The organism is Aminobacter sp. MSH1, from assembly GCF_003071665.1.
Taxonomy (GTDB): Bacteria; Pseudomonadota; Alphaproteobacteria; order Rhizobiales; family Rhizobiaceae; genus Aminobacter; species Aminobacter niigataensis.
Genome location: NZ_CP026265.1, coordinates 4,557,052 through 4,581,476 on the forward strand (window position 1 = coordinate 4,557,052; position 24,425 = coordinate 4,581,476).

At 62.8% G+C, this 24,425-nt stretch carries 22 protein-coding genes and 1 tRNA gene; 14 read left to right on the top strand and 9 right to left on the bottom strand.

Annotation, left to right across the window (positions count from 1 at the left end; genetic code table 11):
* Position 1 precedes the first annotated feature (1 nt).
* The 3 genes from CO731_RS22505 (at position 2) to CO731_RS22515 (ending at position 2,745) form a co-directional block, all read left to right on the top strand.
* Positions 2-448: an RbsD/FucU domain-containing protein gene (locus CO731_RS22505; protein ID WP_108608884.1), complete on the top strand. Its 447-nt coding sequence runs from the start codon at positions 2-4 to the stop codon at positions 446-448.
* Positions 445-1,368 carry a carbohydrate kinase gene (locus CO731_RS22510; protein ID WP_108608885.1) on the top strand — a complete coding sequence of 308 codons (924 nt, stop codon included), beginning with the start codon at positions 445-447 and terminating at the stop codon, positions 1,366-1,368. Before CO731_RS22505 ends, CO731_RS22510 begins: the two co-directional genes overlap by 4 nt.
* A gap of 234 nt (positions 1,369-1,602) precedes the next feature.
* On the top strand, positions 1,603-2,745 hold the full coding sequence (locus tag CO731_RS22515; protein WP_108610000.1) for a DegT/DnrJ/EryC1/StrS aminotransferase family protein: 1,143 nt from the start codon (positions 1,603-1,605) through the stop codon (positions 2,743-2,745).
* A gap of 14 nt (positions 2,746-2,759) precedes the next feature.
* On the opposite strand, the gene cysQ is transcribed toward CO731_RS22515, so the two are convergent.
* Genes cysQ through cysD form a run of 3 tightly spaced genes read right to left on the bottom strand, consistent with a single transcriptional unit; the run spans position 2,760 to position 6,410 of the window.
* A complete protein-coding gene (cysQ, locus tag CO731_RS22520) occupies positions 2,760-3,614 on the bottom strand; it encodes a 3'(2'),5'-bisphosphate nucleotidase CysQ (RefSeq protein WP_108608886.1) in 855 nt (284 codons plus the stop codon).
* Positions 3,565-5,502: a sulfate adenylyltransferase subunit CysN gene (gene cysN / locus CO731_RS22525; RefSeq protein WP_108608887.1), complete on the bottom strand. Its 1,938-nt coding sequence runs from the start codon at positions 5,500-5,502 to the stop codon at positions 3,565-3,567. The genes cysQ and cysN overlap by 50 nt, the downstream gene beginning before the upstream one ends.
* Positions 5,503-5,504: 2 nt before the next feature.
* Entirely contained in the window at positions 5,505-6,410 is a 906-nt protein-coding gene (cysD, locus tag CO731_RS22530) for a sulfate adenylyltransferase subunit CysD (RefSeq protein WP_108608888.1), read from the bottom strand.
* 272 nt (positions 6,411-6,682) lie between these two features.
* Here cysD and CO731_RS22535 point away from each other — a divergent pair, with 272 nt between their 5' ends.
* Positions 6,683-8,134 (top strand): DUF2793 domain-containing protein, encoded by a 1,452-nt coding sequence (locus tag CO731_RS22535; RefSeq protein ID WP_108608889.1) that lies wholly within the window; start codon positions 6,683-6,685, stop codon positions 8,132-8,134.
* Positions 8,135-8,143: 9 nt separating this feature from the next.
* On the opposite strand, the gene CO731_RS22540 is transcribed toward CO731_RS22535, so the two are convergent.
* Positions 8,144-9,151: an NAD-dependent epimerase gene (locus CO731_RS22540; RefSeq protein ID WP_108608890.1), complete on the bottom strand. Its 1,008-nt coding sequence runs from the start codon at positions 9,149-9,151 to the stop codon at positions 8,144-8,146.
* 84 nt (positions 9,152-9,235) lie between these two features.
* Positions 9,236-9,829 (bottom strand): biotin transporter BioY, encoded by a 594-nt coding sequence (locus CO731_RS22545; RefSeq protein ID WP_108608891.1) that lies wholly within the window; start codon positions 9,827-9,829, stop codon positions 9,236-9,238.
* A 123-nt stretch (positions 9,830-9,952) separates the two neighbouring features.
* On the opposite strand from CO731_RS22545, the gene CO731_RS22550 reads away from it, so the two are divergent.
* The gene (locus tag CO731_RS22550; RefSeq protein ID WP_108608892.1) at positions 9,953-10,861 is read left to right on the top strand and encodes an MBL fold metallo-hydrolase; all 909 of its coding nucleotides are present in this window, start codon (positions 9,953-9,955) and stop codon (positions 10,859-10,861) included.
* Position 10,862: 1 nt separating this feature from the next.
* Here CO731_RS22550 and CO731_RS22555 read toward each other — a convergent pair whose 3' ends face one another.
* Both CO731_RS22555 and CO731_RS22560 read right to left on the bottom strand, forming a co-directional pair.
* Complete coding sequence (locus CO731_RS22555; RefSeq protein WP_245439473.1) at positions 10,863-11,690, bottom strand: DUF1499 domain-containing protein; 828 nt, start codon at positions 11,688-11,690, stop codon at positions 10,863-10,865.
* Between the two features lie 137 nt (positions 11,691-11,827).
* Positions 11,828-13,465, bottom strand: a complete 1,638-nt coding sequence (locus tag CO731_RS22560) for a fatty-acid--CoA ligase (RefSeq protein ID WP_108608893.1) — start codon at positions 13,463-13,465, stop codon at positions 11,828-11,830.
* 169 nt (positions 13,466-13,634) lie between these two features.
* Here CO731_RS22560 and CO731_RS29390 point away from each other — a divergent pair, with 169 nt between their 5' ends.
* A complete protein-coding gene (locus CO731_RS29390) occupies positions 13,635-14,354 on the top strand; it encodes a hypothetical protein (RefSeq protein WP_245439475.1) in 720 nt (239 codons plus the stop codon).
* Positions 14,355-14,455: 101 nt separating this feature from the next.
* On the opposite strand, the gene ppdK is transcribed toward CO731_RS29390, so the two are convergent.
* Positions 14,456-17,122, bottom strand: coding sequence for a pyruvate, phosphate dikinase (gene ppdK / locus CO731_RS22570; RefSeq protein WP_108608894.1), 2,667 nt, complete (start codon positions 17,120-17,122; stop codon positions 14,456-14,458).
* A gap of 206 nt (positions 17,123-17,328) precedes the next feature.
* On the opposite strand from ppdK, the gene CO731_RS22575 reads away from it, so the two are divergent.
* From CO731_RS22575 to CO731_RS22600, 6 genes are all read left to right on the top strand, one after another.
* On the top strand, positions 17,329-17,664 hold the full coding sequence (locus tag CO731_RS22575; protein WP_108608895.1) for a glyoxalase: 336 nt from the start codon (positions 17,329-17,331) through the stop codon (positions 17,662-17,664).
* Between the two features lie 120 nt (positions 17,665-17,784).
* Positions 17,785-17,859: transfer RNA gene (locus CO731_RS22580), tRNA-Gln, on the top strand.
* Positions 17,860-18,196: 337 nt separating this feature from the next.
* Positions 18,197-18,568 carry a nuclear transport factor 2 family protein gene (locus CO731_RS22585; protein WP_108608896.1) on the top strand — a complete coding sequence of 124 codons (372 nt, stop codon included), beginning with the start codon at positions 18,197-18,199 and terminating at the stop codon, positions 18,566-18,568.
* A 240-nt stretch (positions 18,569-18,808) separates the two neighbouring features.
* Complete coding sequence (locus CO731_RS22590; RefSeq protein ID WP_108608897.1) at positions 18,809-19,624, top strand: N-formylglutamate amidohydrolase; 816 nt, start codon at positions 18,809-18,811, stop codon at positions 19,622-19,624.
* Entirely contained in the window at positions 19,621-21,489 is a 1,869-nt protein-coding gene (locus CO731_RS22595) for a flavohemoglobin expression-modulating QEGLA motif protein (RefSeq protein ID WP_108608898.1), read from the top strand. The genes CO731_RS22590 and CO731_RS22595 overlap by 4 nt, the downstream gene beginning before the upstream one ends.
* A gap of 11 nt (positions 21,490-21,500) precedes the next feature.
* The gene (locus CO731_RS22600; protein WP_108608899.1) at positions 21,501-22,547 is read left to right on the top strand and encodes a glutathione synthetase; all 1,047 of its coding nucleotides are present in this window, start codon (positions 21,501-21,503) and stop codon (positions 22,545-22,547) included.
* 244 nt (positions 22,548-22,791) lie between these two features.
* Here the strand turns inward: CO731_RS22600 and CO731_RS22605 are convergent, their stop codons facing one another.
* Positions 22,792-23,025 carry a hypothetical protein gene (locus CO731_RS22605; protein WP_108610003.1) on the bottom strand — a complete coding sequence of 78 codons (234 nt, stop codon included), beginning with the start codon at positions 23,023-23,025 and terminating at the stop codon, positions 22,792-22,794.
* Positions 23,026-23,276: 251 nt separating this feature from the next.
* Between CO731_RS22605 and CO731_RS22610 the strand changes: the two genes are divergently transcribed.
* Entirely contained in the window at positions 23,277-23,549 is a 273-nt protein-coding gene (locus CO731_RS22610) for a hypothetical protein (protein ID WP_108679464.1), read from the top strand.
* 206 nt (positions 23,550-23,755) lie between these two features.
* Positions 23,756-24,421 (top strand): BA14K family protein, encoded by a 666-nt coding sequence (locus CO731_RS22615; protein ID WP_108608901.1) that lies wholly within the window; start codon positions 23,756-23,758, stop codon positions 24,419-24,421.
* Positions 24,422-24,425: the final 4 nt, after the last annotated feature.

Here is a 24,425-nt window from a genome sequence, read left to right on the forward strand (position 1 = left end):
CGTGCTCATCGGCATTCCTTCCCTGCTCGGTCCGGATCTGCTGTTCACGCTGCGCGCCATGGGCCACGGCGATGAGATCGCCATCGTCGACGGCAATTACCCCGCGCTCGAGCATGGCCGCCGCGTCATTCGCGCCGATGGGCTTGACCTGATCCCGGTGCTCGACGCCGTACTCCAGGTGCTGCCCGTCGACGATTTCGTGCCGCAGGCGATTTTCCGCTCTTCGGTCAAGGGCGACCCTGAACTGTCCGACCAGGTGCATGAGGAGATCGAAGCGGTATGCGCCGGTCGAGCGCCCGGCTTCACTGTCGTGCCGCTCGCCGGCGACGCCTTCTACAGCCGCGTCAAGGCGGCCCACACCATCATTGCCACCAGCGAACCAAGGCTCTACGCCAACGTTATCGTGCGCAAGGGCGTCATCTATCCAAAGGGAACCGGCAAGCCATGATCCTGTGCTGCGGCGAAGCGCTCATCGACATGCTGCCCCGGCAGAGTTCGGCCGGCGAACCATCCTTCGCTCCCTATGCCGGCGGCGCGATCTTCAACTCGGCGATAGCGCTCGGCCGCCTCGGCGTGCCCACCGAATTCTTCTCCGGCCTGTCGTCCGATCTGTTCGGCCAGCAGATCCGCGAGGTGCTTGCCGCAAGCGACGTCGGCTCGCGCTATGCCAATCTGTCTGGCCGCCCGACGACGCTCGCCTTCGTCCGGCTCGACAACGGCCATGCGACCTACACCTTCTATGACGAGAACACCGCCGGGAGGATGCTGACCGAGGCCGACCTGCCCGCGCTGGGCGACGACATCGACGCCCTGCTGTTCGGGGCGATCAGCCTGATCCCGGAACCCTGCGGTTCGGCCTACGAAGCGCTGATGAAGCGCGAGCACGGGCACCGGGTGACGATGCTCGACCCGAACATCCGGCCTGGCTTCATCCAGGACAAGCAGGCGCACCTCGCACGGATGCAGCGAATGCTCGGCATGGCCGATATCGTCAAGCTTTCCGACGAAGACCTGGCCTGGTTCGGCGAGACCGGCAGCCATGAAGAGATCGCAGCCAACTGGCTGCGCAAGGGACCCAAGCTTGTGATCGTCACCAAGGGCAGCAAGGGCGCCACCGCCTACAGCACCCGGCACACCGTCTCGGTGACACCCGAAAAGGTAACCGTGGTCGATACGGTCGGCGCCGGAGACACCTTCAACGCGGGCGTGCTTGCTGCCCTGCACGAGCAGGATGCCCTGACCAAGAGCGCTGTCGCCGAGCTTTCGGAATCAGCCATCGAAGCAGCACTTTCGCTCGGTGCGCGGGCAGCGGCCGTGACCGTGTCGAGAGCCGGCGCAAACCCGCCGTGGCGGCGCGAACTGGCCTGAAACAGGCGTTTTCCGGCGATTTCGCCGATCACTTTATGTTTCGCATCGCCAAGCCGGCTCAACGGGCAGCGCGGGAAATCCCATGTTTTCCGCCAATTTGAGCGCGAAATTGCTGCAACCGAAAGTAACAAGAACCGCAGCCGCGCCATGGATGCCGCAGGGGGCTCGGCTTTTTCGGACTCATCAACTCTGCTATCAGCGGCTCGAAGAAAACGATTGGGTTTTGGGGCCATCATGCAGTTCATCGATCTCGGCGCGCAGCGCGAACGAATCCGCGACCGTCTGAAGGCGGCTATCGACAAGGTCGTCGACGAGGGCCGCTACATTCTCGGGCCTGAAGTCACCGAATTCGAGAACCAGCTCGCCAAGTATGTCGGCGTCAAGCACGTCATCGCCTGCGCCAACGGTACCGACGCGCTTCTGTTGCCGTTGCTGGCCTCTGGCATCGGCCCGGGCGATGCGGTGTTCGTGCCGAGCTTCACCTTTGCTGCGACCGCCGAGGTTGTGGCTCTTGCCAAGGCCGAGCCGGTCTTCGTCGACATCGAACCCGACACCTACAATATCTCGATCGAGAGCCTCGAAGCGGCGATTGCCATGGTCAAGGCGGAAGGCCGCCTCAAGCCCAGGGCGATCATCCCGGTCGACCTGTTCGGCATCGCCGCCGACTATGCGGCGATCGACGCCATCGCCAAGCGCGAGAATCTCCTTGTCATCGAGGACGCCGCCCAGTCGATCGGCGGCTCGCAGGACGGCAAGATGTGCGGCGCCTACGGTCATGTCGCCGCCACCAGCTTCTATCCGGCCAAGCCGCTCGGCTGCTACGGCGACGGCGGTGCGATGTTCACCAACGACGACGAGTTTGCCACGCGGCTGCGCTCCTTCGCCTTCCACGGCAAGGGCGAGACGCAGTACGACAACATCCATGTCGGCCTGAACTCGCGCCTCGACACGCTGCAAGCGGCGATCCTGATCGAGAAGCTGGCGATCCTCGAAGACGAGATGCAGGCCCGCGCCACCATCGCCAAGCGCTACGCCGACGGCCTCGGCGATGTGGTGAAAGCCTCGCGCGCGCCAACCGCTGGCCGCTCCGCTTGGGCGCAGTATGCCATCGAGACCGCCGACCGTGACGGGCTGAAGGCGCATCTGCAGGCGCAGGGCATCCCGTCGGTCATCTACTACGTGAAGCCGCTGCATGTGCAGGTGGCCTATAGCCACTACCCGCGTGTGCCGGGCGGCCTGCCGGTCTCCGACGCAGTCCCGGGCACCATCCTGTGCCTGCCAATGCATCCCTATCTCAGCGAAGCCGACCAGGACCGGATCATCACCACGATCCGCAATTATGTCGGCTCGAACTCGGCCAAGATCGCGGCCGAGTAAGACGCCACTTCCGATCAGAACATGAAGGCCGGGTCGAGGATCCGGCCTGTCGAGACGAAGTGCGGGTTGGCGAAATCCTCGTCGTCGGCCTGGTTGCGCTTGCCATAAACGAGCGGCGCGCCGTCGAGGGTGTGGGTGATCCCGCCCGCCGCGCGCAGCACGGCATCGCCTGCCGCGGTATCCCATTCCATCGTCCTACCGAAGCGCGGATAGATGTCGGCCTCGCCGGCAGCCACCAAACAGAACTTCAACGACGAACCGACAGACACGATCTCGGCTGCCGCGACCTTCTTGATGAAGGCATCGGTTTCAGGCGTCCGGTGCGAGCGGCTGGCGACGATGGTCAGCGGCTGACGGCCCTCGCGCACATGAACGCGACGGCGCTCCGAGACGGCAAGGCCGTCTCGGGCTTCGAAGGCTTCCGCCTTGCCCGGCCGGCCTGAGAAGAAGCGCCCCGTGCACGGCGCATAGACCACGCCGATTTCCGGCGCGCCGCCCCTGATCAGCGCGATGTTGACAGTGAAATCGGTATGGCGCCTGACGAATTCCTTGGTGCCGTCGAGCGGATCGACCAGGAAGAAAACCTGGCCGAGCTCGGGCGGAACGATGCCCTCGGCGACCTCTTCCTCGGCAACGCACGGCACATCGGGAAACGCCGAGCGCAAACCCTCGAGGATCACGCGTTCCGCGGCACGATCGGCTTGCGTGACGGGCGAGGCATCTGCCTTGTCCGTCACTTTGATTTCCGAATGAAAAACCTCCATGACCGCCCGCCCGGCATCCAGGGCCAGGCGCTCGATCACTTCGAGGATGGCCTCGTCAGATGCCGCCGCCGTCGTCGTATTGGTGTTCTGCAATGTCTCGCTCATTCAGCCAGGCCTCGACCGCCTCGACCATCTCTTCAGGGGTCTTGCCGAGGGTCTGGAGATGAATCTCAGGATTCTCCGGCGTTTCATAGGGCGAATCGACACCGGTGAAATTCTTGATCGCACCGGCAAGAGCCCGCGCATAGAGACCCTTCGGGTCGCGCTTGGCGCATTCCTCGAACGGCGTGTCGACAAACACCTCGACGAACTCGCCCTGCCCCATCAGTTCGCGCGCCATGCGGCGCTCGGCACGGAAGGGCGAGATGAACGAGACGATGACGATCAGACCGGCGTCGGCCATCAACTTGGCAACCTCGGCGACGCGGCGGATGTTCTCGACGCGGTCCTCATCGGTGAAGCCGAGATCGCGGTTGAGCCCGTGGCGAACGTTGTCGCCGTCCAGCACGTAGGTATGGCGCCCGGTGGCGTGCAGCTTCTTTTCCAGCAGGTTGGCAACCGTCGACTTGCCGGAGCCCGACAGGCCGGTGAACCACAGTACCGCCGGGCGCTGGTTCTTGAGGTCGGCACGGGCGTGACGGGTCACGTCGAGCGACTGCCAGTGGATGTTCTCCGACCGGCGCAGCGGATGCAGGATCATGCCGGCGCCAACGGTGGCGTTGCTGATCCGGTCGATCAGGATGAAGGCCCCGGTGGTGCGGTTGTCGGCGAAGCTGTCGAAGGCGACCGGCGACTGCGCCGAAATGTTGCAGACGCCGACCTCGTTCATCTCCAGCGACTTCGCCGCCTCATGGGCGAAGTCATTGACGTTGATCCGATACTTGAGGTCGGTGACGGTGGCGCTGGCCTGGTCGGTCTCGGTGCGCAGGATATAGGAACGCCCGGGAAGCAGCGCCTGCTCGTCGAACCAGACGACGTTAGCAACGAACTGGTCGGCGACATGCGGCCGTGCGGCAGGCGCCACCAGCAGGTTGCCGCGGGAAACTTCGACCTCGTCTTCGAGCACGATGGTGATCGCCTGGCCGGCGACCGCCGTGCGCAGGTCTCCGCCCTGGGCGACGATACGCTTGACCGTGGATGGCTTACCCGATTTGGCGACGACGATCTCGTCGCCCTGCGAGATCGAGCCTGAGGCGATGGTGCCGGCGAAGCCGCGGAAATCGAGATTGGGCCGGTTCACATATTGCACCGGGAAGCGGAACGGGCGCTCGACCGCCTCTTCCTCGACGACCGCGGATTCGAGGTGCTCGATCAGGGTCGGGCCCGAATACCAGTCCATCTTTTCCGAACGCCGGGTCACGTTGTCGCCAAAGCGCGCCGACATGGGGATCGGCGCGACAGACTTGAAGCCCAGGCTCTCGGCGAAGGCGGCGTATTCAGCGGTGATGCGGTCAAACACCTTCTGGTCGAAGCCGACAAGGTCGATCTTGTTGACCGCGACGACGATGTTCCTGATGCCGAGCAGCGAAGCGATGATCGAATGCCGCCGCGTCTGGCGCAGCACGCCCTGGCGCGCGTCGACCAGCACAATAGCGAGATCCGCCGTCGAGGCGCCGGTCGCCATGTTGCGCGTGTACTGCTCGTGGCCGGGCGTGTCGGCGACGATGAACTTGCGCTTCGGCGTGGCGAAGAAGCGGTAGGCGACGTCGATGGTGATGCCTTGCTCGCGCTCGGCTTCCAGCCCGTCGACCAGCAGCGCGAAGTCGACGTCCTCGCCCGTGGTGCCGTGCTTGCGGGAATCGCGCTCCAGCGCGGCAAGCTGATCCTCGAAGATCTGCTTGGTGTCGGACAACAGGCGGCCGATCAGCGTCGACTTGCCGTCATCGACCGAACCGCAGGTCAGGAAGCGCAGGAGCGACTTCTGCTCCTGGCCGGCGAGATATTCGCGGACGCTTTCTGCAGCCTCGACCTTGTTTGCCAGTGCGTGGCGCATGCTCAGAAATACCCTTCGCGCTTCTTCTTTTCCATCGAGCCGGCTTCGTCGCGGTCGATGAGGCGTCCCTGCCGCTCGGAGGTGCGAGCGGTCAGCATTTCGCTGACGATGCCTTCGAGGCTGTCGGCATCGGATTCGATGGCACCGGTGAGCGGGTAGCAGCCCAGCGTGCGGAAGCGCACCAGCCGGTTCTCCACCACCTCGCCCGGATGGAGCTTCATGCGATCGTCGTCGCGCAGGATCAGCATGCCGTCGCGCTCGACCACCGGGCGATGCTTGGCGAAATAGAGCGGCACGATCGGGATGTCTTCCTGCAGGATGTACTGCCAGATATCGAGCTCGGTCCAATTGGACAGCGGGAAGACGCGGATCGATTCACCTGCGGCCACGCGGGTGTTGAAGATCTTCCACATCTCCGGGCGCTGGTTCTTCGGGTCCCAGGCATGCTGGGCGTTGCGGAACGAGAAGATGCGCTCCTTGGCGCGCGACTTCTCCTCGTCGCGACGAGCACCACCGAAGGCCGCATCGAAGCCGTATTTGTCGAGCGCCTGGCGCAGGCCGACCGTCTTCATCACATGCGTATGGGTGTTCGAGCCATGGTCGAACGGATTGATGTTGTCGCGGACGCCGTCCGGGTTGACGTGGACCAGAAGATCGAAGCCGAGCTCGCGCGCCATGGTGTCGCGGAACTCGATCATCTCGCGGAACTTCCATGTGGTGTCGACATGGAGGAACGGGAATGGCGGCTTGGCCGGGTAGAAGGCTTTCATCGCCAGATGCAGCAGGACCGAGGAATCCTTCCCAACGGAATAGAGCATTACCGGCTTGGAAAAAGTGGCTGCGACCTCACGGAAGATGTGGATCGCCTCCGCCTCGAGACGGTCCAGGTGAGTCAGTCTGGCAAGCATTGAAAAGCCTTCGGAAAACGTTCCTTGGCCGCGGCTTTGGAGCCGAAACGACCTGATGCGCGCATTGTCCCTGCAAGCAGGAGGCGCCTCAAGCAGTGCAAGACCAAATTTCGCGGCCTGCCAAGTCAGATTTGCCCCACGCGTCACATCTTCGGGAATGCAATTCCACCGCATGCCCAAACAGGGCTCGAGACGTGGATAGACGCGCCCGCTTTTCTACCCCCTTCCGGCCGGCCCTATCATGTCGCAAGAGCCAACGACAGGAGCCCGCCTTGGAACAGACGACCAACCTGAAAATGCCCTTCATCATGCCGTCGCAGGCACAGAAGCACGTCACCCACAACGAAGCGCTGCAGGCGCTCGATATCGTCGTGCAGCTCTCGGTGCTCGACCGGCATCTGGCGGCGCCCCCTGCTGTACCTGCCGAGGGTGATCGCTACATCGTCGCCGCTGCTGCAACGGGCGGCTGGGTCGGCAAGGTCGGCCAGGTCGCCGCCTGGCAGGACGGCGCCTGGGCCTTCCACGTCCCGGTCAAGGGCTGGCTCACCTGGGTCGCCGATGAACAGCGCATTCTCGCCCATGACGGCAGCGGCTGGGTCGACACCATCGCGCTCGGCATCAACCCGGCGGCCATGGTCGGCGTCAACACGACAGCCGACACCACCAACCGACTGTCGGTGAAGAGCCAGGCGGTGCTGTTCGACAATCTCGGCGCCGGCCAGCAGGTCAAGATCAACAAGGCAGCCGCAGGCGACAACGCCTCGCTGCTGTTCCAGACCGGCTATTCGGGCCGCGCCGAGTTCGGCCTCGCCGGGGACGACGACTGGCATCTCAAGGTTTCTCCCGATGGCGGCGCCTGGACGGAAGCGCTGAAGGTCAGCCGTTCAGACGGCCGCGTGCTTTTGCCGGCGAGCCTGGCATTGACCGACCAGAACCAGGCGGCAGCCAAGCGCCATATCCGCGAATTGCTCGCCGCCAACCGGAGCTATTTCGTCCGAACGGACGGTTCGGATACCAATAACGGGCTGGGGGACACCAGCGGCGGAGCCTTCCTGACCATTCAGAAGGCGCTCGATGTCGCCGCGAGCCTCGACATGGCAGGTTTCACGGTCACCATCCAGGTCGCTGATGGCACCTACAGCGGCGCGATCGTCGTTCCGGCGATGACCGGCCAGGCTGCCCCATCGGCGCTTGTCATTGCCGGCAACAGCGGAGCACCGGCCAATGTGATCGTCTCGACCAACAATGCGAACGCCATCAGCGCGCCTTCCGGCACGCGTTGTTTGGTCAAGGACATGGAGATCAGGACGACGGCCAGCGGCTTCGGCCTCAACGCCGACGGAGGCACGCTCCAGTTCCAGAACGTCCGTTTCGGCGCCTGCGCCCAGGCGCACATCGTGTGCCAGAACAATGGCGTGGCTATCGCTACCGGCAACTACGCCATTTCTGGCGCATCGCCGATGCATTGGTCGGCGCAGACTGGCGGGTTCATCAACACCGAAGGTCGGACGGCCACGCTGGCAGGTACGCCCGCTTTCTCGACCGCCTTTGCCTCCTGCCGGCATGGCGACATCGCATGCGCCGGCATGACATTCGGGGGTGCCGCGACCGGCACGCGCTACAGCACGACACTCAATGGGGTCATCAACACCGCCGGCGGCGGCGCGAACTATCTTCCCGGAAGCGTGGCTGGCGCTGCCGCGACCGGAGGCCAGTATGCCTGAATGCCTCGGTTATTGGACGCGGTAGTATCGCCCGTACCAGTCGACGAAGCGCAGCAGGCCCTCCTCGATCGGCGTGTGTGGAAGCTCGCCGATCAATGCCTCGAGGTCGCTGACATCGGCCCATGTACTGAGCACGTCGCCCGGCTGCAGCGGCATGAAGTTCTTCACCGCCTCGCGACCGGTCGCACGCTCGAGGATGCGGATCATCTCCATCAGATGCTCCTTGCGGCGGTTGCCGATGTTCATGACGCGATGCGGCGCCCAACTCCCGGAGGCGCCGCCAGTGGCGATGTCATAGTCGGGATCGGCCTTAGGCGGCAGGTCGATGAGGCGCACGACGCCTTCGACGATGTCGTCGACATAGGTGAAGTCGCGGTACATATCGCCATTGTTGTAGATGTCGATGGGCTCGCCGGCGAAGATGGCGCGGGTGAACTTGTAGTAGGCCATGTCGGGCCGCCCCCAGGGGCCGTAGACGGTGAAGAAGCGCAAGCCGGTGGCCGGCACGCCAAACAGATGGCTGTAGGTATGCGCCATCAATTCGTTGGCCTTCTTCGTCGCCGCGTAAAGGCTGACCGGGTGATCGACGCCGTCGCGCGGCGAATAGGGCTGCTTCTTGTTGCCGCCATAGACCGAACTCGACGAGGCGTAGATCAAGTGCTTCGGCTGCGTTGAGCGGCAATTTTCCAGGATGTTCAGAAAGCCGGTGACGTTGGCATCGACATAGGCCTGCGGATTGTCGAGCGAATAACGCACGCCGGCCTGCGCGGCGAGATTGATGACGATCTCCGGGCGGCATTCGAAGGCCGCTTTTACCGCTGCCGCATCGGCGAGATCGGCCTGGATGAAGCGGAAATCGCTGATTTCCGACAGGATATCCAGCCGCGAGCGCTTGAGCGAAGCGTCGTAGTAGTCGGTGACGCTATCGAAGCCGACAACGTCGTATCCTTCCGCCAGAAGCCGCCTGGCGACGTGGAAGCCGATGAACCCGGCGGTGCCGGTGACGAGAACAGTCATGATCCCAATGCTCTTCAAATGCAAAACGCCCCGGCCTTTCTAGAGCCGGGGCGTTGCTAAAACCAGCATGCGGTTGTCGGCCGATCAGCCCTTCTTGGGAAGCAGCGCCCAGATCGCCGGAACGGCTGCGGCAGCGAGCGCCACCTTGATCAGGTCCGGTACGATGAACGGCACGACGCCGAACTGCCACGACTTCTCGGCGCCGATCAACAGCGACAGCCACGAGAAGCCTATCGCCATCATCACGACTTCGGCGACGAGCATGGCACCGAGCATCTTGACGATGCTGCGGCCCCAGCCGCGGTCGACGGCCCAGCCGACGATCGCCACCATGGCGACGAAACCGGCGAGATAGCCACCGGTCGAGCCGAGCATGTAGGCTAGGCCGAGGCCCTTCTCGGGCGTGCTCTGGAACACCGGATAGCCCATGGCGCCCTGGGCCATGTAGAGCAGGATCGTTGCAAGGCCGAGTCGCAGGCCATAGGCTGCGGCTATGCCGAGGACAGCGAGCGTCTGCAGCGACATGTCGACGGGTCCGAGCATGACCTTGGTCTTTGCCGAGGCGATGAGCAGCAGCGAACCGGCAACAGCCAGAAGAAGCTGAGTCGCTAGGCGCGTCGCGCCCTTTTCGGGCAATGCCGCAGAGATAAGCGCGGTGGAACTGCTGGATACGGACATGTAAATCCCCTTGTAATGCGCGTGCCTGGACACGTCAGTCGTGGTTTTCCCTATATTGTCTTCCGTGCTAAGCGGCAAACGAATTTGCCACTGGCTCCTCGAACTCACAGATATCGGCCGGCCATGTCCCTCGACCTCGATACACGCTTCGACCCCGCCTACGGCGAGCCAGTCCCGGTCGCCGAGGGCGTCGTACGGATAACCGCCAACAATCCTGGCGCCTTCACCTTCCACGGCACCAACACATACATCATCGGCCACGACACGTTGGCAGTCCTCGATCCCGGCCCGGCCGACGACGCCCACCTGGAGGCGTTGATCCATGCCATCGCCGGGCGGCCCGTCAGCCATATCTTCGTCAGCCACACGCATCGCGACCACTCGCCGCTCGCAGCGCGCCTCAAGGCCCTGACTGGCGCAATCACCGTTGCCGAAGGGCCGCACCGGTCGGCGCGGCCGCTGCGGATCGGCGAAGTCGCCCCGCTCGATGCCAGCAGCGATACCGACTTCATTCCCGACCTCGTCGTGGCAGACGGCCAGCTTGTCGATGGCGACGGCTGGCGCATGCGAACGGTGCTGACGCCGGGTCATGCCGCAAATCACGCCGCCTTTGCGCTCGAAGGCACCGGCATCCTGTTTTCGGCCGACCACGTCATGGCCTGGTCGACCTCGATCGTCGCTCCGCCAGATGGCGCAATGTCCGACTACATGGCGTCGCTCGACAAGCTGATCGCGCGCGACGACCGCACCTACCTGCCCGGCCATGGCGGCCCGGTGGTGTCGCCACAGCAATTCGTGCGCGGGCTCATGACCCACCGCATGATGCGCGAGCGGGCCATCCTCGAACGGCTCGACAAGGGCGACAGCTCGATTCCAGACATCGTGCGCGCGATCTATCGCGACACCGATCCCCGGCTCTACGGCGCAGCGGGGCTTTCGGTCCTCGCCCATCTCGAAGATCTGGTCGGGCGCGGCAAGGCCATCAGCAACGAGGCCCCGGCAATCGACAGCATCTATTCGCCGGCCAGATAGGTTATTGCGTGGGGTTTGCGGGGATTGCGGTGGTAGCCGTGCCTGCCTGGGCGGCAATCTCCTGGTCGAGCTCGGCCAGGAACGCCGTTATGCGCTCGGCATTGTCACCGAGATCGTGACGGCCGTAGCGCGAGGCGGAGCGCATGTCGACGAAGGTCGAATCGCCGTCATCCACCAGCCGAATCGCCACATCCGACGGCAGGGCCAGAACGAAGGTCCGCGCCACAGCCTCGATATCGACCTCGCCGCTGGCCTGCTCGGTAGCCGGCGGCGGCACGACGACCTCCCAGCCCTGTCGACCCAGGATGACGGCGACGCTCTCCAGGACCCGGTCGAGCGACAGGTCGTAACGCCGCCCGGCGACCAGCGGATAGGCCTGGGCCTGCAAGGCGCGCTCACCGGCTGAGGGCAATTCCAGACCGTTCATCACAGGCGTTCGCAACGACACAGCCGCAGTCAACGCCGGCGGAACCTCGGCATCTGTCGAGATGTCGCGCAACATCGGCAAGGTGGCGATCTGATAAGCGACGAAGCCAAACGGCGCGAGAACTGCAAGCCCCAGCAAGGCGCCGGCGGTCAGGTCGTGGCCGCCGCGATCGCCAAATTTCCACAGCCGCGAAAATGCAAAGCCGGATAGCAGCAGCGCGAAGGCCGCAAGCAGGGCAACGATGCCAAGCACCCAGAAGAACGCAGTGGTTTCTACCAGGCCGCGGCGATGGCCAAGCACGGCGGTGATCAGCAGCACCGCGGCGAAGGACGCCATGCCGCGCGAAAGCCCGGCCGAACGCGTGGTGCGCTGCTCATGATATCTCGACTGGAACTCGACCATGGAACCCCGTACCGACCTGCAATGTCGCAGCATTGCCGTCCCCACGGCGAAAATTGCTGCTGCTGCAAACTAGAAGGTTTCATGCCCAGGTTGAAGCGGAAAGGCGACGCCTCTCGCCGTCCCGCACATGAACCTGCTCATCCGGCGGTGTCGGATGGCAGCCGATAGTCCTTGAACCTCTCGCGTAACGCCATCTTCTGGATCTTGCCGGTTGCCGTGTGCGGGATCTCGTCGACGAAAGCGACATCGTCCGGCATCCACCATTTGGCGACCTTGCCGTTGAGGAAAGCCAATATGTCGGCCTTCTCAGGCTCCCTGCCCGGCTTGCGCACGACAACCATCAGCGGACGCTCGTCCCAGCGCGAATGCTTGACCCCGATCACCGCCGCTTCCTGGACATCGGGATGCCCGAGGGCGAGATTTTCGAGTTCGATCGAGGAAATCCACTCGCCACCGGACTTGATCACATCCTTGGAGCGATCGGTGATCTGCATGTAGCCGTTGATGTCGATATGGGCGACATCGCCGGTGTCGAACCAATCGTCGGCATCGAACTGCTCGGCGCTGGCGCCACCGAAATAAGAGCCGGAGATCGCCGGACCGCGCACCTTGAGCCTGCCGAACGTCTTGCCGTCCCAGGACAGTTCATTGTTGTCGTCGTCGGTGATCTTCATCTCGACGCCGAAAGGCGTATAGCCCTGCTTCTGCTGGAGGTTCAGCCTGTCATTGCCTTCAAGATCGTCATATTCCGGCTTGATCGTGCACAAGGTGCCCAGCGGCGACATCTCGGTCATGCCCCAGGCGTGGATGACCTCGACGCCGTAGTTGCGCTCGAATTTCTCGGTGACCGTGCGTGGGCAGGCCGAGCCGCCAATCACCACCTTGTTGAGATGCGGCAGTTTCTTGCCGGTCTCTTCGAGATGCTGCAGCAGCATCAGCCACACCGTCGGCACGGCAGCGGTGAAAGTCACGCGTTCGGTGTCGAGCATTTCGTAGATCGAGGCGCCGTCCATCTTGCCACCGGGCATGACGAATTTCGCGCCGACCATCGGCGTGCTCTGGGCAAGGCCCCAGGCATTGGCATGGAACATCGGCACGACAGGCATGACCACGTCGCGCACCGAAATGCCCATCGCGTCCGGCATCACCGCGATCATTGCGTGGAGCACGTTGGAACGGTGGCTGTAGACGACGCCCTTGGGATCGCCGGTCGTGCCCGAGGTGTAGCACATGCCGGCTGCGGCATGCTCGTCGAGCGCCTTCCAGGCATAGTCGCCATCGGCCTCTGCCAGCCACTCCTCGTAGGCCGTGACATTCGGCAACGTCGTCTGCGGCAGGTGGGCGGCGTCGGTCAGGACGATGATGCGCTTGAGCGAAGGCACCTGTGACGCGATCTTTTCGACCAGCGGCAAAAACGTCAGGTCGACGAACAGCGCCTGGTCCTGCGCATGATTCATGATCCAGACCAGTTGCTCGGGAAAAAGGCGCGGGTTGAGCGTGTGGTAGACCGCGCCCATGCCCATGATGCCGTACCAGGCCTCCATGTGCCGAGCTGAATTCCAGGCCAGCGTAGCGATGCGGTCGCCTGTCTTGTAGCCATCGCGCTCCAGCCGTTGCGCAACCTTCAGGGACCGCGTGCGCAGCTCGGCATAGTTGGTGCGGACAATAGGCCCCTCGATCGACCGCGACACGATCTCCCGGTGCGGGTGCTGCCGTGCGGCATGGTCAATGATCTTGTGGCACAGCAGCGGCCATTCCTGCATCAGTCCAAGCATGCGGATCCTCCCAGATCGTATGCGGCCATTCTGGTCGCAATGGCGCGATTGTCCAGCCTGAGCACCGCCAATCCGAGCCGGCAAAATGCCGGCGGCCACATTGCGGCCACGGTCCCGGTTAACCTTTATTACCGGCTGGTGTGGTGGGTAGAGTAATGTGAGGGATCACATGGATACGCAGCCGCGCGCGGAGGACGAAGTCCTGCCGCAGACCGACACGCAATCTGAACAGACAGTAGCGCCTGAACAGCCGGATGCCAGTGTGCAAGTGGCCGGCGACGAGACGGTTGCCCCGGTCGAAGAGGCAGAGGTCGAAGCTGATTCACAGGCGGAAGTCAGCGAACCGGTAATGGAAGCGACGGAGCCTCTCGAACTGTCGGCAGAAGAAACGCCTGGCATGATCGAACCCGAGATGTTCGAAGCCGAGGTATTCGAAACCGAGCAATCGCCGGAGACGACAGCGACCGAGGTGGAGGAGCCGATAGCAGAGGGTTCCACTGAACCTGAAACTGTCGCGCTGTCGCCCGAAGACCTCGCGCCCGAACCCGGCAACGCGGACGACGAGGCGATCGAACCAACACCTGCCGATGGCCTGGAAATCGCTGCCACCAGCGTGACGGAGGAAGAATTCACGCAGCTCGTGGACGACGCGCTCGAGGCTGTTGGCGGTATCCTGCTCTTCAAGATGCGCATCGACGACGACGGCGAAGACAGGCATGTCGCGGCCGCCTCGATCGGCGATGGTGCGCGCCGCCAGTTCCTGCTGCTTTCGCTTCCCGTCAGTGGCGGCAGGCTGAAGGTCGAGTCGGCGTCGCGCAGCACTAGCCCGCTGGCAAAGCTCGCCGAAGCCTATGTCGGCGTGGTCGAGGCATTCCGCGCCGCCGCCTGAAGCTGCATCGCCCAGCGCGCTGCCGAGATCACCTGATCCAGCCGGCTATGCCCAATTTGCAGATTGGGTATAGCCGAATTGATTCAATCAGTTGGCAGTTCTCACCTTTTCGCCTTCACCGCGGCCTGCGCTGCTGCCAGCCGGGCGATCGGCACGCGGAATGGCGAGCACGATACATAGTCCAGCCCGACGCTTTCGCAGAACCGGATCGACGCCGGGTCGCCGCCATGCTCGCCGCAGATGCCGAGCTTGATCTCGGGACGGGTCGCCCTGCCCTTCTCGGCTGCGATCTTCACCAGTTCGCCGACGCCCTCGATGTCCAGCGAAACGAACGGGTCCTGCTCGATGATGCCCTTCTGGCGGTAGGTCTCGAGGAACGAGGCCGCATCGTCGCGCGAGATGCCGAAGGTCGTCTGCGTCAGATCGTTGGTGCCGAAGGAGAAGAATTCGGCCGCCTCGGCAATGACATGGGCGCGGATGGCGGCGCGCGGCAGCTCGATCATCGTGCCGACGAGATAATCGATGTTGACGCCAGTTTCCTGCATGACGCTCTTGGCAACCGCATCGATGCGCGCCTTGACGTAGTCGAGTTCCTTCATCAGGCCGACCAGTGGCACCATGACCTCGGGAACCACAGGGCTGCCGGTCTTCTTGCCGGCCTCGACAGCCGCCTCGAAGATGGCGCGCGCCTGCATCTCGGCGATCTCGGGATAGGAAACGGCGAGACGGCAGCCGCGATGGCCGAGCATCGGGTTGAACTCGTGCAGCGCCTCGGTGCGCTGGCGCAGCTTGTCGGCCGAGACGTTCATCGCTCCGGCGACTTCGGCGATTTCTTCCTCGGTCTTGGGCAGGAACTCGTGCAGCGGCGGATCGAGCAGACGGATCGTCACCGGCAGGCCGGCCATGATCTCGAACAACTCGATGAAGTCCGAGCGCTGCATCGGCAACAGCTTGGCAAGGGCCGTGCGCCTGTCCTTTTCGGTGTCGGCGAGGATCATCTCGCGCATGGCAACGATGCGGTCGCCGTCAAAGAACATGTGCTCGGTACGGCACAGGCCGATGCCCTCTGCGCCGAAGGAGCGCGCCATGCGCGCATCCGCCGGCGTCTCGGCATTGGTGCGCACCTTCATTCGGCGTGCAACATCCGCCCATTCCATGATCGCGGCAAAGTCGCCGGACAGTTCCGGCTGCAGCATCGGCACCGAGCCCTTCAGCACCTGGCCGCTGGAGCCGTCGATGGTGATGATGTCGCCCTTGCGGAAGGTGTGGCCCATGGCCATCAGCGTGCCGGCGCGATAGTCGACGCGCAGCGAACCGGCACCGGAGACGCAAGGCTTGCCCATGCCGCGGGCAACCACCGCCGCGTGGCTGGTCATGCCGCCGCGCGTCGTCAGGATGCCTTCGGAGGCATGCATGCCGTGGATGTCCTCGGGGCTGGTCTCGATGCGCACGAGGATGACCTTGCGCCCGGCCGACTTCAGTTCCTCGGCCTCGTCGGACGAGAACACGATCTCGCCGGTGGCGGCACCAGGCGACGCCGGCAAGCCGACCGCGATGACCTCGCGCTGAGCCTTGGGGTCGATGGTCGGGTGCAGCAACTGGTCGAGCGACGACGGGTCGATCCTGCAGATCGCCTCATCCTTGGTGATCAGCCCCTCGCCAGCCATCTCGGCGGCGATCTTGAGCGCTGCCTTGGCGGTGCGCTTGCCCGAACGGGTCTGCAGCATCCACAGCTTGCCGCGCTCGATGGTGAATTCGAGATCCTGCATGTCGCGGTAGTGCTGTTCGAGGCGATTGGAGATCGCCACGAAAGTGTTGAACGCTTCCGGCATCAGCTTCTGCAGCGACGGCTTGTCGGAGCCGGCGGCGATGCGCGCGGCTTCGGTGATGTTCTGCGGCGTGCGGATGCCGGCCACCACGTCCTCACCCTGCGCGTTCACCAGGAACTCGCCATAGAGCATCTTCTCACCGGTCGACGGGTTGCGGGTGAAGGCAACGCCCGTCGCGGAGGTGTCGCCCATGTTGCCGAACACCATGGCCTGGACGTTGACCGCCGTGCCCCAGCTCTCGGGGATGTCGTGCAGGCGGCGATAGGTGATGGCGCGATGGTTCATCCAGCTCTGGAACACCGCACCGATGGCACCCCATAGCTGCTCATGCGGATCCTGCGGGAAGGAGCGGCCGAGTTCTTCCTCGACCTTGGCCTTGTAGAGGACAATGACGTCCTGCCACTGGACCGCTGTGAACTCGGTGTCGAGCTCGTAGCCGAGACGCGCCTTTTCCTCTTCGAGCAACTCCTCGAAAACCTCGTGGTCGAGGCCCAGCACCACGTCGGAATACATGGTGATGAAGCGGCGATAGCTGTCATAGGCAAAGCGCGCGTCGCCGGCATCGACAGCCAGCGCCTCGACGGTGACGTCGTTGAGGCCAAGATTGAGCACGGTGTCCATCATGCCCGGCATCGAGGCGCGGGCGCCCGAGCGCACCGAGACGAGCAGCAGGCTTTCGGGATCGCCAAAACGACGGCCGGTGATCGCACCGACATGGTCGAGTGCCGTGCGGACATCTGCTTCCAGTGTCTCGGGATAGCTGCGGCCATTGGCATAAAACCAATTGCAGGCGGCAGTGGTGATGGTGAAGCCGGGCGGAACCGGCAGGCCGAGACTGCACATCTCGGCGAGATTCGCCCCTTTGCCGCCGAGCAGGTCGCGATCGCTCGAACGCCCCTCCGCCGCACCGTCGCCAAACCTGTAAACCCACTTGGTCATGCCTTCTCCTCGCCGACTGAGTGTGGAACAGGGCGGTGGCCGCCGCCCGCTTCTGGGCCGAGCGATATGATGCTGCGCTGCGAAAGGCAAGGCGCAGTTCCGCCACCTGATGTCCTACAATCGATTAATGAACCGGCGTAGCCAGAAGCTTGCGGCAGCCATTCACCTCGTATAGAACATATCAAGAACATACTCTGGAGACGACAATGAGAAAAACCGGCAAGCTCGACTACATCGAAATGGCAGCGGTCGGCGGCAGGCTCGACCATGTCAAATCCTTCTACAGCGCGGCCTTCGGCTGGACCTTCACCGACTACGGCCCAGGCTATTCGGCCTTTGCCGAAGGCCTCGACGGGGGTTTCCAGGCCGAAGTGGCGGCCAAGCCGCTGCCGATCCTCTATTCCGAGTCGCTGGAACAAACGCTCGCCGCGGTCGAAGACGCCGGCGGCACCGTTATCAAGCCGATCTTCTCGTTCCCGGGCGGCCGGCGCTTCCACTTCGTCGATCCGGCAGGCAACGAGCTCGCCGTGTGGGGCGAATAACAGGCACTTTTGGCAGAGGAAAAGCGGCAAAGGCGCGATTGTGCTTTTGCCGCGCACTGAATATAAGGCGGCGGTCGATTGACTCGCCTGCGGCTCGATAATTGCAAGCCTGCGGCCTGTTGGGGCGTCGCCAAGCGGTAAGGCATCGGTTTTTGGTACCGACATTCCCAGGTTCGAATCCTGGCGCCCCAGCCATCCTATCCACAAGCCATTGAATCAACCGCAGATCAGATACTTGCGAATCCTTACTCCGACGTTCGTTTGAGAAGGTGCACGAAACTGAGGCGCCGGGCCGAGGCACGTTTGATAGCGAACCCCACGGCAATCGCCTCCGGCCCGCACAATCCCAATGGCGGTCAACCCGCCAAACATGGCGCGCATCGGGATCCCCGAAGCCGAAGCGGGCATGCTGTTCGCATTGTGCCCTGACAGTTGTAGGATAGCATCCCGACAGCACCCAAAGGCTCAAAGCCTGGGCACAGAACCCACGCGAGCAAATCCTCGGGCTTTTCTCACTGGACGGAGACGGGCGATGGACATTCGGTCGACACTGACGGGGCTATCTGAGGCCTTCAACGCGCACGATCTTGACCGTATCATGGAGTTCTTTTCCGACGACTGCATCCTGGAGATGCCGAGGGGAAGCAAGCGTTGGGGCTCCCGTTTCGAGGGCAAGCCGAATGTACGAAACGCGCTGGCAACACGCTTCGAAGGCTTGCCTGATGTCCACTACGGCAACGTGGAGCATTTTGTAGATGCGGCGGCCGATACCGGCATCTCAAGATGGACCCTCACCGGCACCACCCGCGAGGGAACGAGAATAGAGGTCCAAGGCTGTGACTTCTACACGTTTCGCAACAGCAAGGTGCTCCGCAAGGACTCCTACTGGAAAATCGTTGAGTAGTTGAGCCTCAATTGGCCAAGCAGTTTGGCCGTTACCCGGCGTGGTCGCAGCCAGCAAACAGCCTCGAGCGACCCTCCGAGCGCCGGGCCGCCGCACATTGCCGCAACGACACTCGAAAACGCCTCTGGAAGACCGCTGGGACATGGGAAACAGCGCATCAGGCGAGGCCAGGTCCGGCCCTGACATTTTTTGGCTCGCGAGGAACCGGAACCGTCCACCGTCTCCGCGCATTTTGATCGCATGGACAAGCTTACGACAGATTCGGACAGCTCGCCGGCAGGCTGGACCATCAAGCCGGGAGAATCTCCCGTTGTCGGGACAGCTATCCATAATGGCACCGATTTGGGTCGGGCTTGCCGGCCGCTCATATGTCTTGCCGACGCCAACCGGCGGCGAGAGGAAGATCCGTTTACCGAGCGCTTCATCGCTGATTTCCCAACCCAGATCATCGTTCATCGATCGCGCTTTCAAGTCGACTTGAACCGTGCGCGTGAGGCTGCGGTCTATCTGGCGCCGGAACAATCCTGGGGTCTGAGAGTCTGGCGAGAGCAGCCGTCCGAGGAGATCGTGACGGAGGCCCGCGCCTTTCACGATGCCTACTACGGCGAGTTGAAGCGTGTGCTCGGGGAAATAGAGAAGCGCTACGGCAGGTTCGTGCTTGTCGACGTCCACAGCTACAATCACCGGCGCGATGGTCCGGAGGCAATGGCCGCATCGCAAAGAGAGGCACCCGATATCAACATCGGCACGTTTTCCATGGACCGGGAGCGCTGGGCGCCGGTCGTCGAGGCCTTCATCGAGACCCTGCGCAGCCACCCCTTCAATGGCAAGCCTATCGACGTGCGTGAAAATGTGTCTTTCCAGGGCAAGGGTGAACAAACGCGCTTCGTCCATGCCAACTTTCCCAACACCGGATGCGCCATCGCGGTCGAGTTCAAGAAGGTTTTCATGGACGAATGGAGCGGTGAGCCCAACCAGGCAGCAATCGACCAGTTGCGCGCCATGCTGGCGTCGACAGTGCCGGTCCTAGAGGCGGTGCTGCGAGGCATGGGATGAAGCCTAAGCTCGTCGAACCGGCATCTGTGCTAGCGCACATCGAAGCTGACCTGGACGCGCTGCTGAAAGAGAGCAAGCCTATACGCCATGATTTCGCCGATGGCAGCCGTTTGCACATAGACCGGCCGCTACCCTTTCTCTGCGTCTACATTGGACCCGATCACACCGCAGCATTCGATGCCGCCTCCGCCAACGCCTCCTACATGGTCACAGGCGATTCAAGCCTTGCCGGCGAAGTAGCCCGGCTGGTGGCGACAAGGATGCGTGGCCGCTGCGGCGCGTTCCTGGTCATCGACATGGGAGAGTTGGCCGAAGACCGGTACCTCACCCACGATGCACCTTTCCTGCCGCCTTTCGAAATTGCTCTGGCCAGCGGCGACACCGTGGCGGAAAAGGCTGCACTCAAGCGCTTCACTGCGGCTGCCTCCGAACGAGAGGCAAAATATCGGACCCCACGCGTTGGCGACCTCAACCCCGCTGCATGCGAAGAACCGCGGCTTTCGGATGTTCTCGGCGGCATTGCATGCCTGACCGTGCGCTTTGCGCCGATCTATCGGATTCCTGGAGGCGAGCGTATTTACCCCGCCTTGCGCGATCTTGTCGTGGCCAACATGGTCGATTCCGCGCTGCAGGCGGTCAGCGCTTTCCTCAAGGCGTCGAAGCTGGATCCGCCAACAACACATCGTTCACTGGGGCGGCGTGTCTTCATTGACGCGGTCGCCCGCGCCGACCGGGACATAGACAAGGTTGCTTCGGCTTTCGATTTCCTGCTCGCGGTCACACCGATCAATGCCGAGCAGGCCTGGCTGGAATTCGAGGCAGGTGAATTCGAGCGGGCGCCAACGCTGCTGTACAGGCCACTCGAGTTCGAGGTCACCGCAGAGAAGCGGAAACTCTACTCGGTCTCGCTCGATCATCTCGAAGATCCGCTTCTTGCCGGGCTGCTCTCCGAAAAACAGCAGGAACTCGACCTCCAACTGTCGATGCTGGCGGCGCGCGAAACCCCTCGCTTCGCTGAACTCGGGCGTGCACTCTACGGAAGCGTCGAGCCGGAGTTGGCCGCAAGGGCGCGACGCATTCTCGAAAAGGCGCCTGCCCCCAAGCCGTCGATCAGGCAGAAATGCCTCGGCGCCGACACCGTTGCCACAGCAGCGCGAGACATGATCTCCCGATACCGCACTGCCTATCCCGACTTCGAAGCGTCGGTGGAAATCCGCGCGGATCTGCCAGCCGGTCTCCTCGTCTCTCGGAACCGGCTGCTCGTGTCGCGCGATACCAAGCTCGCACCGGAGCGCCTGATGGCGCTGCTTAGTCACGAGATCGGCGTTCACCTGCTGACCTACTTCAACGGTGACATGCAGGGGCTTGCCATCCTGCGCAGCGGCCTCGCCGGTTATGAGGGCATGCAAGAGGGACTGGCCGTATTGGCGGAATATCTCGTCGGCGGCATGACACCGGCACGGTTGAGGCTGATCGCGGCAAGGGTTCTAGCTTGCCAGGCGATGCTCGGTGGCGCGGCGTTCGAAGAAACCTTCCGGTTGCTCCACGAGGATCTCGGGCTCGACCGCCGCAGCGCCTTCAACGTGGTGTTGCGTGTCTTCCGGGGTGGTGGTTTTGCCAAAGACGCCATCTATTTGCGCGGCGTGATGCAGGTGCTCGATCATCTGAGGAACGGCGGCAGCCTGACGCCGTTCTGGATCGGCAAGATCTCCGCCGCCCATTTCGGCGTCATCGAGGAGTTGAGCGCGCGCGGTCTGCTGCGGGCGCCGCGGCTCGAACCTGCGTTCCTGTCATCCGAGGTGGCAAAGCCGCGCCTCAAGAAGGCGATGGCCGGGATGGATCCGATCGACATGATTGCAACATGACTGGAGCCCCGATGCGCATTGCCCTCTTCGTCAATTCCGTCGAGAAAGAAACTGCCGGCTACACGACGACCACGCTTGCGCTGACAGCAGTTCAGCGCGGACATTCGGTTGTCTATCTAGAGCCAGGCGACTTCATTCTACGGCCGGATGACAGCCTGGCTGTCAATGGCGTGGTCCTGCCGGCCACTCCCTACAAGACCGCCGAAAAGCTGCACATTGCCTTGCAGGACGCGAAGAATGAGAAAAAGACCTTTTCGATAAGCGACATCGACATATTGTTCCTGCGCAACGACCCGTCGCTCGACGCGACCGACCGACCATGGGCCGCCAATGCGGGCATCATGTTCGGGAGGCTTGCCGCGGAACGCGGGGTGATGGTGGTCAACGATCCGGATGGGCTAGCCCAGGCACAAAACAAGCTCTACCTCCAGGCCTTCCCCGAGGTGGTCAGGCCGGCGACGCTGATATCGCGCAGCATTGCCGAGATCCGCGCCTTCATCGACAATCAGCCAAAGGGCTGTATCGTCAAGCCGCTCCAGGGATCGGGCGGCAAGAATGTCTTCCATATCGCGACCCCCGACGATTCCAACCTGAACCAGATCTTCGAGGCGGCGAGCGGTGACGGCTATCTGATCGCGCAGGCCTACATTCCCGAGGCCAAAGCGGGTGACGTGCGCTTATTCCTGCTGAACGGCCGGCCGCTTGAGCGGGATGGTAGTTACGCCGCCTTTCGCCGGGTGCCAGCCAAGGGTGACGTTCGGTCCAACATCCATGCCGCCGGAACCGCGCGCAAGGTCAAGGTAACGGACAAGATGCTGGCACTCGCCGAGATTGTGCGCCCGAAGCTGGTGAGCGACGGCATGTTCCTCGTCGGGCTCGACATCGTCGGTGACAAACTCCTTGAGATCAATGTCTTCACGCCCGGAGGGCTGACAAGGCTATCCGCAATGTACAAGGCGGATTTTGCCGCAACTGTCATCGCCGTTCTGGAAGAGAAGCTGGCGCTACGCCGAGCCTACGGAATGACCATATCGAATGCCCGGCTAGCGACGCTTTAAAGGCCTGCGGCTGCCCCGCCGGCAGACCCACCCTGTCGCAGTGGAAACGAGATTCCGGGAAGTATTCTCGGCGAGGACGACTGACCCTGGGCGCATGAGATTTCGCCGAATGCTCGTGTCATGCGGCAGCTGCTGCACGAACTCGCAGTTGGTCTAGCTTGGCCTTCCTGTTTCACCCGCCACCGCCAATCTGGCGCGCCCCTGCCGCTGGGTTGGACCCTCCTGGCAGGACCTACGGGCGTTTTCAGGCGGAACCTGGATCGCTGCTTCCATCGGGATTGAGAACGCCGAAATCTTGCGACTTCGCCCCCACGCCCGCTTCCAGGAAGCCTTCCGCTGCCAATCCTCGACGCAACAACTCGCGCACTGCGGAAGCCCGGCTCGGCATCCTGCTTTGGAAACGGAAATCCTCGACAGCCGCCAGTTCATCGGCATTGAGCATTATCTGCAGGCGTTCGCCTCTCTCAAGCTCAGGCATCGACACCACCTTTTTCGGCATAAATGTGCTGAATGAGTAAGTGGCTAAAATATGTAGCTTATCCCAAACCTAGTCAAGACTGTCATGGTCTAAACCGCTGTCGCATTTTCATTCGGCGGCCAAGCCTAATTATGGCCTCTCCAAGCACTTGCATTATTTGACTAACTATATGATTTTGTTATTTAATTTGAATATTTTGTTTGCTAAGACCTCGTTCTGGAGCGATGATGCGGTATCAAGGAGACACCCAGATGCGCGCACTGTCCCAGGACCTGAGAAACAAGATATCGGCGGCCGTCGCAGCCGCCAGATCCGCGAGACCTATCAATGTCGTTGCGATCGCGGAGGAGATCCAAAACCGGAACCTGCACGAGAACGTGGCGTTCGAGGACATCTTGAGTTGTGTCTTGGATATCGCGCAGTGCACCGGGGAGCCGATATTATTTGAGAGGCGGCCCAGCACTGCTGAAGGCGCCGAAATCAACGGTCGAGCCACGCGATATGCAGGCTCGATCGACAACTAGCTCCGACGTCGCTGGACCGGCTCCGGAAAGGGCCGAGGACGTCGCCCCCGTCACACCCGACCCAGTTGAGATGTTCCCGGTCGGGCCGTTGCCCGCCCTCCACTGCGACCGGTGCCGCCTCCTTCCGTCTTGGCGGCGAATCTATTCCGACGGAACCACCATGGACGTCGCGCATTTGTGCCAGGAGAGATCCACAGGAGCGCGATATGAGACCCCTGCTGATAGCCGTGAGCGGCCTTGGTTTGGCGCTGGTCATGTTCTTGAGTGGGCTGATTGCTGCCACTGCGTTCTTCACGGCCGAGCCGGAACGACAACTCGCCCTGGCCACGGACACAAACGGCGTTTGGACCGACCACCCTGTGAAGGTGAATCCAGCAGCGCAAGCATTTGATCGCCTGGCAGCCCGGCCTGCCTTGCAACAATTGCCCGCCAAAGCCCCGACCCAGGTCGACGCGACCAGCGTTGTGGCCGACGTCGCAAATATGGAAGAAGCGTCCCCCTCGATCGAGGCCAGCAACCAATCTCAGGACGGTCTACAGGCTGAGACGATTGCAGCCCATTTGGAGTGGTGTTCGGAGCGATACCGTTCTTATCGCGCCGACGACAACAGCTACACTGCCTACAGCGGCGGACGGCGCGAATGCGTCTCGCCATATTCCGGTGCGGGCAACGATTCAACGGACGGGTACGGTTACGAGGAAACCACATACCGGCCATCGGCAGGGCGAGTCGAACTGGCCTACGTAAACGAGGAGGCTGATTACGTCAGCGCAGATCATGCAGAGTCCTGCTTCAGCAGGTATCGTTCATATCGATCCGAAGACAACTCCTACCAGCCTTACGATGGTGGTCCTCGCAGGCAATGCCGCTGAATGA

Coding starts and splice junctions, on each gene's coding strand:
- CO731_RS22600 (WP_108608899.1), top strand. CDS start 21,501: ATGCGCATTGCCCTCTTCGTCAATTCCGTCGAGAAAGAAACTGCCGGC.
- cysN (WP_108608887.1), bottom strand. CDS start 5,502: ATGCGCCACGCACTGGCAAACAAGGTCGAGGCTGCAGAAAGCGTCCGC.
- CO731_RS22515 (WP_108610000.1), top strand. CDS start 1,603: ATGCAGTTCATCGATCTCGGCGCGCAGCGCGAACGAATCCGCGACCGT.
- CO731_RS29390 (WP_245439475.1), top strand. CDS start 13,635: ATGGATACGCAGCCGCGCGCGGAGGACGAAGTCCTGCCGCAGACCGAC.
- CO731_RS22555 (WP_245439473.1), bottom strand. CDS start 11,690: ATGGTCGAGTTCCAGTCGAGATATCATGAGCAGCGCACCACGCGTTCG.
- CO731_RS22585 (WP_108608896.1), top strand. CDS start 18,197: ATGGACATTCGGTCGACACTGACGGGGCTATCTGAGGCCTTCAACGCG.
- CO731_RS22575 (WP_108608895.1), top strand. CDS start 17,329: ATGAGAAAAACCGGCAAGCTCGACTACATCGAAATGGCAGCGGTCGGC.
- CO731_RS22550 (WP_108608892.1), top strand. CDS start 9,953: ATGTCCCTCGACCTCGATACACGCTTCGACCCCGCCTACGGCGAGCCA.
- CO731_RS22605 (WP_108610003.1), bottom strand. CDS start 23,025: ATGCCTGAGCTTGAGAGAGGCGAACGCCTGCAGATAATGCTCAATGCC.
- ppdK (WP_108608894.1), bottom strand. CDS start 17,122: ATGACCAAGTGGGTTTACAGGTTTGGCGACGGTGCGGCGGAGGGGCGT.
- cysQ (WP_108608886.1), bottom strand. CDS start 3,614: ATGAGCGAGACATTGCAGAACACCAATACGACGACGGCGGCGGCATCT.
- CO731_RS22510 (WP_108608885.1), top strand. CDS start 445: ATGATCCTGTGCTGCGGCGAAGCGCTCATCGACATGCTGCCCCGGCAG.
- CO731_RS22560 (WP_108608893.1), bottom strand. CDS start 13,465: ATGCTTGGACTGATGCAGGAATGGCCGCTGCTGTGCCACAAGATCATT.
- CO731_RS22590 (WP_108608897.1), top strand. CDS start 18,809: ATGGACAAGCTTACGACAGATTCGGACAGCTCGCCGGCAGGCTGGACC.
- CO731_RS22615 (WP_108608901.1), top strand. CDS start 23,756: ATGAGACCCCTGCTGATAGCCGTGAGCGGCCTTGGTTTGGCGCTGGTC.
- CO731_RS22540 (WP_108608890.1), bottom strand. CDS start 9,151: ATGACTGTTCTCGTCACCGGCACCGCCGGGTTCATCGGCTTCCACGTC.
- cysD (WP_108608888.1), bottom strand. CDS start 6,410: ATGCTTGCCAGACTGACTCACCTGGACCGTCTCGAGGCGGAGGCGATC.
- CO731_RS22610 (WP_108679464.1), top strand. CDS start 23,277: ATGCGCGCACTGTCCCAGGACCTGAGAAACAAGATATCGGCGGCCGTC.
- CO731_RS22545 (WP_108608891.1), bottom strand. CDS start 9,829: ATGTCCGTATCCAGCAGTTCCACCGCGCTTATCTCTGCGGCATTGCCC.
- CO731_RS22595 (WP_108608898.1), top strand. CDS start 19,621: ATGAAGCCTAAGCTCGTCGAACCGGCATCTGTGCTAGCGCACATCGAA.